Below are 6,937 nucleotides of genomic sequence, written 5' to 3' on the forward strand. Positions count from 1 at the left end.
GACCCGACGACGCGGCCACGCTCGTACGGGGACTAGGCTTCATGCGCGGAAACGCCGGGCGGGACGACGGCGCCCGGCCTCGGACATCAAAAGGGACGGACCCTCGTGGACCTGTTCGAACATCAGGCGAAGGAGCTCTTCGCGGAGTACGGCATCCCGGTGCCGCGCGGAATCGTCGCGCACACCGCGGAGGAGGCGCGGGCGGCTGCCGAGCAGCTCACCGGACGCGTTGTCGTCAAGGCCCAGGTCAAGACCGGCGGGCGCGGCAAGGCCGGCGGCGTGAAGGTGGCCGACGACGCCGCCGACGCGCACGCGAAGGCGACGCAGATCCTCGGCATGGACATCAAGGGCCACACGGTCCACAAGGTCCTGATCGAGGAGGCCAGCCAGATCGCGGAGGAGTACTACTTCTCCTTCCTTCTCGACCGTGCCAACCGCACGTTCCTCGCCATCTGCTCGGCCTCCGGCGGCATGGACATCGAGGAGGTCGCGCACACCGCGCCGGAGAAGGTGGCGAAGGTGCCGGTCAGCCCGCTGACGGGCGTCGACCGCGCCAAGGCCCGCGAGATCGCGGTGGCCGGCGGCCTGCCGCAGCAGGCGCTGGACGGCGCCGCCGAGCTGATCGAGAAGCTCTGGGCCGTCTTCGTCGACGAGGACGCCTCGCTCGTCGAGGTCAACCCGATGATCCTGTCGGCGGACGGCCAGGTGAAGGCGCTCGACGGCAAGGTGACCCTCGACGACAACGCGAACTTCCGCCAGGCGGAGCACTCGGCGTACGTCGACAAGGCCGCGGAGGACCCGCTGGAGGCCCGGGCCAAGGAGAAGCACCTCAACTACGTCAAGCTGGACGGCAACGTCGGCATCATCGGCAACGGCGCGGGCCTGGTCATGTCCACGCTCGACGTCGTGGCGTACGCGGGCGAGGAGTTCCCCGGCCAGCCCAAGCCGGCCAACTTCCTCGACATCGGCGGTGGCGCGTCGGCCGAGGTCATGGCGAACGGCCTGGAGATCATCCTGTCCGACCCGTCGGTGAAGTCGGTCTTTGTGAACGTCTTCGGCGGCATCACCGCCTGTGACGCGGTCGCCAACGGCATCGTCTCGGCCTTCAAGCTCCTGGAGAGCCGGGGCGAGGAAGTGACCCACCCGCTGGTCGTCCGCCTGGACGGCAACAACGCCGCCCTGGGGCGGCAGATCCTGGCCGACGCCGCGCTGCCGCGGGTCGAGCTGGTCGACACCATGGACGAAGCGGCCAAGCGCGCCGCAGAGCTCGCCGCGGTAGGTGCGTAATGGCTATCTGGCTCACCGAGAACAGCAAGATCATCGTTCAGGGCATGACCGGTGGTGAGGGCACCAAGCACACCCGCCGCATGCTCGCCGCCGGCGTCAAGGTCGTGGGCGGCGTGAACGCCCGCAAGGCCGGCATCACGCACGAGGGCCTGCCGGTCTTCGGCACGGTCAAGGAGGCCATGGAGCAGACGGGCGCCGACGTGTCCGTCGTCTTCGTGCCCCCGGCCGCCACCAAGGCCGCCGTCCGCGAGGCCATCGACGCCGAGATCCCGCTGTGCGTGGTCATCACCGAGGGCGTGCCGGTCCACGACACGACCGAGTTCTGGGCGTACGCCGTCTCCAAGGGCAACAAGACCCGCATCATCGGCCCGAACTGCCCCGGCATCGCCTCGCCCGGCGCCTCCAACGCGGGCATCATCCCGGCCGACATCACCACCAAGGGCCGTGTCGGCCTGGTGTCGAAGTCCGGCACGCTGACCTATCAGCTCATGTACGAGCTGCGCGACATCGGCTTCTCCACCTGCGTCGGCATCGGCGGCGACCCGGTCATCGGCACGACGCACATCGACGCCCTCCAGGCGTTCCAGGAGGACCCGGAGACCGACGCGATCGTGATGATCGGCGAGATCGGCGGCGACGCCGAGGAGCGCGCCGCGGCCTACATCGACGAGCACGTGACCAAGCCGGTCGTCGCCTACGTCGCCGGGTTCACCGCGCCCGAGGGCAAGACCATGGGTCACGCCGGCGCGATCGTGTCCGGCTCCGCCGGCACCGCCCAGGCCAAGAAGGAGGCCCTGGAGAAGGTCGGCGTCCGCGTCGGCCGCACCCCCAGCGAGACCGCCCGCCTGATGCGCGAGATCATGTCCAGCCGCTGATCGCGCAGGCATCCGACTGTCGTCCGCGACCTTGCCCTCCCACCGCCGCGGTGGTGCGAGCGCAAGGTCGCGGTCGTTTTCCGGCCCGGCCGGTACGCGTGCCGATGCGTCCGGATTGCGTACTCCTCGGCGTGGCGACGTGGAGGGAGGCCGCGGGGCTGGGATGATGCGGTAGCGTGACGGGCCTTCTCGATCAGTTCAGGACCGCTCCCCGCGCCGTGCTCGGCCGCATGGGCGGCGGCGACGACGAGGAGACCCGCCGTCCGCTGCCCGTCTCCGGCATGCTGGCCGCGGTCGGGACGCTCGGCGTCGGCCTCGCCGTGCTCACCACGCTCACGCTCATCGGCTGGATGGCCGCGCCCCGCGGGCCGTTCGGCGAGGGCCTGCCCGGTGTCTTCCGTACGGCCTGCCAGCTCTGGCTCGCCGCCCACCACGCCGGTTTCGCGATCCCCGGCGGCCGGGTGGGCCTGCTGCCCATCGGGCTGATGATCCTGCCGGGGGCGCTGCTCTACCGGGCCGGCCTGTGGATGGCGCGGGGACGCCGACCTGCGGGTGCGGATGCCGGCCCGGCTGCCCAAGGGCACCCCGCGCGACCTCGAGAACGCCCGGCGCCGCGCCCAGCTCGCGCTCATCGCCCAGGCCGGCATCTCGCTGGCCGCGCCGTACGCGCTGCTCGCCGGGGTGATCGCCCTGGTCTCCGGCAACGAGATCATGCAGCCGTTCCTGGGGGAGGCGCTGGTCAGCCACCTGCTGCTGGCCTTCGTCACCGGGTCGGTCGCCACCGCCCGCACGATCGGGCCCTGGCGATCGATGCTGCGCCTGCTGCCCGAGCGGCCGCGGTCGCTCGTGGCCGGCACGGCCGTCGCGACCTCGCTGATGCTCGTGGCCGGAGCCGTGCTGGTCCTCGGTGCCGTGGTGGTCAACTTCGCCAGGATCCAGCAGATGTCGGAGCTCCTCAGCCCCGGGGTGGTCGGCGGCCTGCTGCTCCTGCTCCTGGAGGTCCTCTACTTCTTCAACGCCGTCGTCTGGGGCATGGCGTACATCTCGGGGCCCGGTTTCGCGGTGGGCGCCGGGACGCTGGTCGCGCCCACCGGGGTCAAGCTGAGCGCGGTGCCCATGCTGCCGCTGCTTGGCGCCCTGCCGTCGTCAGGCGCCGCGCCCACCTGGGTCATGGGCGTGATCGCGGTGCCGTTCGCGGCGGGGGCGGTCGCCGGCGTGGTGACGGCCCGCGTCGCGCGACCCCGTCGATCGAGGCCGCGCCGCTGTGGGGGTTCGTCTGCGGGATCACCTCCGGCCTCGTCGCGGGAACGCTCGCGGCGCTGTCGGGCGGCCCGCTCGGCGGCGCGGGCCTGGCCGCGGTGGGGCCGTCGCCCTGGGAGGTGGCGCTGTCGGTCACACTCGAGGTCGGCGTGGCCGCCGGCATCTCGGCCGGCATCGCCAACTGGTGGCTGATCTCCCGGCGGCCGGCAACCCCGCCCGAGCCGGTGCGGAAGGCCGGCGCCGTGATCGCCAAGGCGGCCGGACGGGTGCGGCCCGCCCGCGGCGCCCACCTGCCGGGCCACTGGCTGGACGCCACCGAGGCGGACACCCAGCCGATCCCGGTCATCAGGGACGACTGGACCGACGAGCACGCCGCGGCGGCGGCGGAGACCTTCGACGACATGGGCGCGCGGCGGGCCGGGGGCACCCCGAAAATCCCCGATATCCCGCGCAAACCGGCCGCGAAGCGCCGCGCCCCGAGCCCCCCGCCGAAGCCGCGCACGGACATCGTGGACGAGACCGACGACCGCGGGGGCCATGTCATCTACGTCGATCCCTACGCCTGGGACCGCGACTGATCCGTCCCGGGCGGCTCGGCGACGGCCGACGCGAGGCGGTCCCGCAGGTCCGTCAGGCGGGCGATCTCGGCGTCCAGCGTGGCGATCCGGCGTTGCACGACCCCGCTGCCGCCAGAGCAGCCGGGGCTGCCGTACGGCGGCAGCGTGTCGCCCTCGAGAAGGTCCAGGCGGTCGGCGCAGCGGGCGACGTCCTCGATGGTCAGGCCGAGGGCGAGCAACTGGCGCACCAGGCGGATGCGGGCGATGTCCCGCGGGCCGTACTCCCGTTGGCCCGACGACGTGCGCGGAGGCGGCAGGAGCAATCCGCGCTGCTCGTACAGGCGCAACGCGCGTGGCGTGGTCCCGGCCGCCGCCGCGGCGTCGCCGATCCGCATGAGACCTCCCGGCCGTGCTCAGACTTCTATGACGACCGTTCCCACGTGCCGTCCCTCGAACAACTCACGCAACGCCCGCGGCGCGTTTTCGATGCCCGCGATCCGCGTGTGCGGGAAGGCGATGGCGCCCGAGCGGAGCCAGGCGCCGAAGCGCTCCGTCCACTCCGCGTGGATCTCGTCGTCGACGCCGGTAAGGCCGCGCAGAGTGATGTTCTTGGCGATGAGCTGGAAGGCGTCCAGCTCCACGGGCGCCGTCGTGCCGCCGGACGCGGCCGACAGCTGCGTGGCCAGGGTGCCGACCACGACGAGGCGGGCGCCGGGCCGCGCCGCGGCGGCCGCGGCCTGGAGCTGCTCGCCGCCGACGGTGTCCACGACCACGTCCACGCCGTCGGGGGCCGCCTCGGCCAGCCGCCCGCCGATCGGGCTCCCGTCGCGGAGCACCACCGCGTCGTAGCCGAGCTCGGCCATCATGCGCTCGGCCTTCGCCGGCGAGCCGGTGGTGCCGATTACGCGGCCCGCGCCCAGCAGCCGGGCGATCTGGCCGGCGAGCGACCCGACGCCTCCCGCGCCCCCGGTGACGAGCACCGTCTCGCCCGCGCGCAGGCGGGCGATCCGGGTCAGGGCGGCGTACGCGGTGGCGCCCGACGCGAGGTGCGCGGCCGGGTCCGGCAGGGCGTCGCCGAGCGGCGCGGACACGGGGACCACGGCGTACTCACGCCAGCCCCGGAAGTGCGCGACCAGGTCGCCCGGCCGCAGACCGCTGTCGTCCGTGCCCTTGCCGAAGGAGGCCGTGACGACCTCGCCGACGGCCGGGCCGAACAGCGTGTCCCCGGGCCGCAGCGGAGGGAAGGGCGTGCCCGGCACGCCTCCGGCGATCAGCGTGCGTAGCGAGGGGAAGACCTGGAACCAGCGGTTGCGCACCAGGACCTCACCGGCCCCCGGTACGGGCAGCGGGACCTCGGCGACGGTCAGGTGCGTCGGGCCGGGAAGACCGGACGGAACCTCGGCGAGCCGGATCTCCCGTGCGGCGCGGGGCGGGGTTTGGGGCATGGGGAACTCCCACGGTGTCGGAAAGGGACCGCTCGTGCGGCACAGCCCCGCACGGCCCCGCGACGCTAACCCCTGACCCGCGCGTCAGGGGCAAGCGGGCACGGCGTGGTCGTCAGGCCATCTCGGCGAAGTCGGTCTCGGTCGTGCCGATGGTCTGGACGACGACGGCCGGGCCGTGCGGAGGTAGCCGTACCAGACGAGGGCCACGGCGACGGTGACGAGGAAGGCGAGGACCACGAAGTTCAGCGGCCAGGCCGGCCACGGCACGACATTGACGTAGAAGACGTACGCCATGCCCACCACCGAGACGATCACGCACGGCCAGATGAGCGGGATCCGCACACGCTCCCGGCGCAGGAAGATCGGCGCGGCGAGCGCGACGACGGCGTAGGCCACCATGTAGCCGTACGTGCCGTAGGTGTCGACGTTGACGACGATCTCCATGCCGTCCATGCCCAGCGCGAAGAGCAGCGCGGTCAGCGCGACGGCGATCGGCGCGACCGTGAGGATCGCCCGATGCGGGGTCTGCTGGGTCCGGTGGGTCCGGCCGAGGGAGGCGGGCAGCACGCCCTCCTTGCCCATGACGAAGACGATGCGGCCGATCACGTTGATCGGGGCGACCACGACGGCGAAGAACGACGCCGTGACGCCGAGGCTGAGCACCGGGCGGAACCAGCCGGGCATGCCGACGGCCACCGCGAGCTCGTCCAGCGGGTTGCCGCTGGTGCCCAGGTCGCCCAGCGCGCGATAGCCCGCGACCTGCGTGTAGGAGGCGAAGATGTAAAGGAGGCCGACGCCCGCGGCGCTCCACATGATGGCCCGGGGAATCGCCTTGAACGGGTTGCGCGCCTCGCGGCCGAGTGCGTCGGAGCTGGAGAAGCCGACGAACCCGAGGATCGCCAGCACCATGCCCACCGCGATGCCGTGCGGCGTGGCGCCGTCGAGGGTGAGCTGGCTGCTGTCGAAGACCGGCCCGTCCCCGGCGAACAGCACGATGACCAGCATCGCCGTGATGATCGTGATGGAGATGACCTCCAGGATGAGCGAGATGCGCGCCGACATCCGGATGCCCCACACGGTGAACAGCGTGGCGAGGCCGCCGATCACCACCGCGAGCACGACGTTCCACAGCGTGTTGTGGATCGTCAGCCCGATCCCGGCCAGGAAGGCGTTGAAGTGGTAGACGGCGCCGGCGAGGGAGCCGGACGCGATGCCGAAACAGCCGATGATCAGTGTGATGCCGGTGACGTACGCGCCGAGCGGGCCGAGCCCCTGAGCGGCGTAGTTGTACAGCGAGCCGGCCGAGGCCCGGCGCTTGGCGAACTGCGAGATGCATTGACGCGCTCCCCGGCCTGAAGGCCGGGGATTCAGCCCGTGCCGCGCGGTCACGCGACACCTCTGAGGCTTCCTGCTTCCTCGCGCTGTGCCAGGCCAGAGCCTGGTCTTACCTGCGCTCCACAGGCGTTTAGTCTCTCCGCCCGTCCGGCGGCGAGGATGTTCTTGGCGGCGTTGA

General features: G+C 72.4%; 6 protein-coding genes and 2 pseudogenes. 5 read left to right on the forward strand and 3 right to left on the reverse strand.

What is annotated here, in order from left to right; translation table 11 throughout:
• The first annotated feature begins 105 nt into the window (after nucleotides 1–105).
• The 5 genes and pseudogenes from sucC (at nucleotide 106) to B1L11_RS52270 (ending at nucleotide 4,000) form a co-directional block, all read left to right on the forward strand.
• Nucleotides 106–1,287, forward strand: a complete 1,182-nt coding sequence (gene sucC, locus B1L11_RS29330) for an ADP-forming succinate--CoA ligase subunit beta (protein WP_079318279.1) — start codon at nucleotides 106–108, stop codon at nucleotides 1,285–1,287.
• Nucleotides 1,287–2,162: a succinate--CoA ligase subunit alpha gene (gene sucD, locus B1L11_RS29335; protein WP_079318281.1), complete on the forward strand. Its 876-nt coding sequence runs from the start codon at nucleotides 1,287–1,289 to the stop codon at nucleotides 2,160–2,162. Before sucC ends, sucD begins: the two co-directional genes overlap by 1 nt.
• Before the next feature lie 350 nt (nucleotides 2,163–2,512).
• Nucleotides 2,513–2,623, forward strand: a pseudogene (locus B1L11_RS52260) (hypothetical protein); the annotation flags it as partial.
• 97 nt (nucleotides 2,624–2,720) lie between these two features.
• Nucleotides 2,721–3,526 (forward strand): annotated as a pseudogene (locus B1L11_RS52265) (DUF6350 family protein); the annotation flags it as partial.
• Nucleotides 3,527–3,571: 45 nt separating this feature from the next.
• Nucleotides 3,572–4,000, forward strand: coding sequence for a hypothetical protein (locus B1L11_RS52270; RefSeq protein ID WP_256863003.1), 429 nt, complete (start codon nucleotides 3,572–3,574; stop codon nucleotides 3,998–4,000).
• On the opposite strand, the gene B1L11_RS29345 is transcribed toward B1L11_RS52270, so the two are convergent.
• The 3 genes from B1L11_RS29345 to B1L11_RS29355 form a co-directional block, all read right to left on the reverse strand.
• The gene (locus tag B1L11_RS29345; protein WP_079318283.1) at nucleotides 3,979–4,374 is read right to left on the reverse strand and encodes a MerR family transcriptional regulator; all 396 of its coding nucleotides are present in this window, start codon (nucleotides 4,372–4,374) and stop codon (nucleotides 3,979–3,981) included. The two genes, B1L11_RS52270 and B1L11_RS29345, sit on opposite strands and share 22 nt — an antisense overlap.
• Nucleotides 4,375–4,392: 18 nt before the next feature.
• Complete coding sequence (locus tag B1L11_RS29350; RefSeq protein ID WP_079318285.1) at nucleotides 4,393–5,424, reverse strand: NADP-dependent oxidoreductase; 1,032 nt, start codon at nucleotides 5,422–5,424, stop codon at nucleotides 4,393–4,395.
• A gap of 84 nt (nucleotides 5,425–5,508) precedes the next feature.
• Nucleotides 5,509–6,813 carry an APC family permease gene (locus tag B1L11_RS29355; RefSeq protein ID WP_218671389.1) on the reverse strand — a complete coding sequence of 435 codons (1,305 nt, stop codon included), beginning with the start codon at nucleotides 6,811–6,813 and terminating at the stop codon, nucleotides 5,509–5,511.
• Nucleotides 6,814–6,937 lie beyond the last annotated feature (124 nt).

The organism is Microbispora sp. GKU 823, assembly GCF_002027145.1.
Lineage (GTDB): Bacteria > Actinomycetota > Actinomycetes > Streptosporangiales > Streptosporangiaceae > Microbispora > Microbispora siamensis.

Bases quoted from the DNA above. Each gene is read 5' to 3' on its own strand.
- sucD (WP_079318281.1), top strand. From the start codon at position 1,287: ATGGCTATCTGGCTCACCGAGAACAGCAAGATCATCGTTCAGGGCATG.
- B1L11_RS29345 (WP_079318283.1), bottom strand. From the start codon at position 4,374: ATGCGGATCGGCGACGCCGCGGCGGCGGCCGGGACCACGCCACGCGCG.
- B1L11_RS29350 (WP_079318285.1), bottom strand. From the start codon at position 5,424: ATGCCCCAAACCCCGCCCCGCGCCGCACGGGAGATCCGGCTCGCCGAG.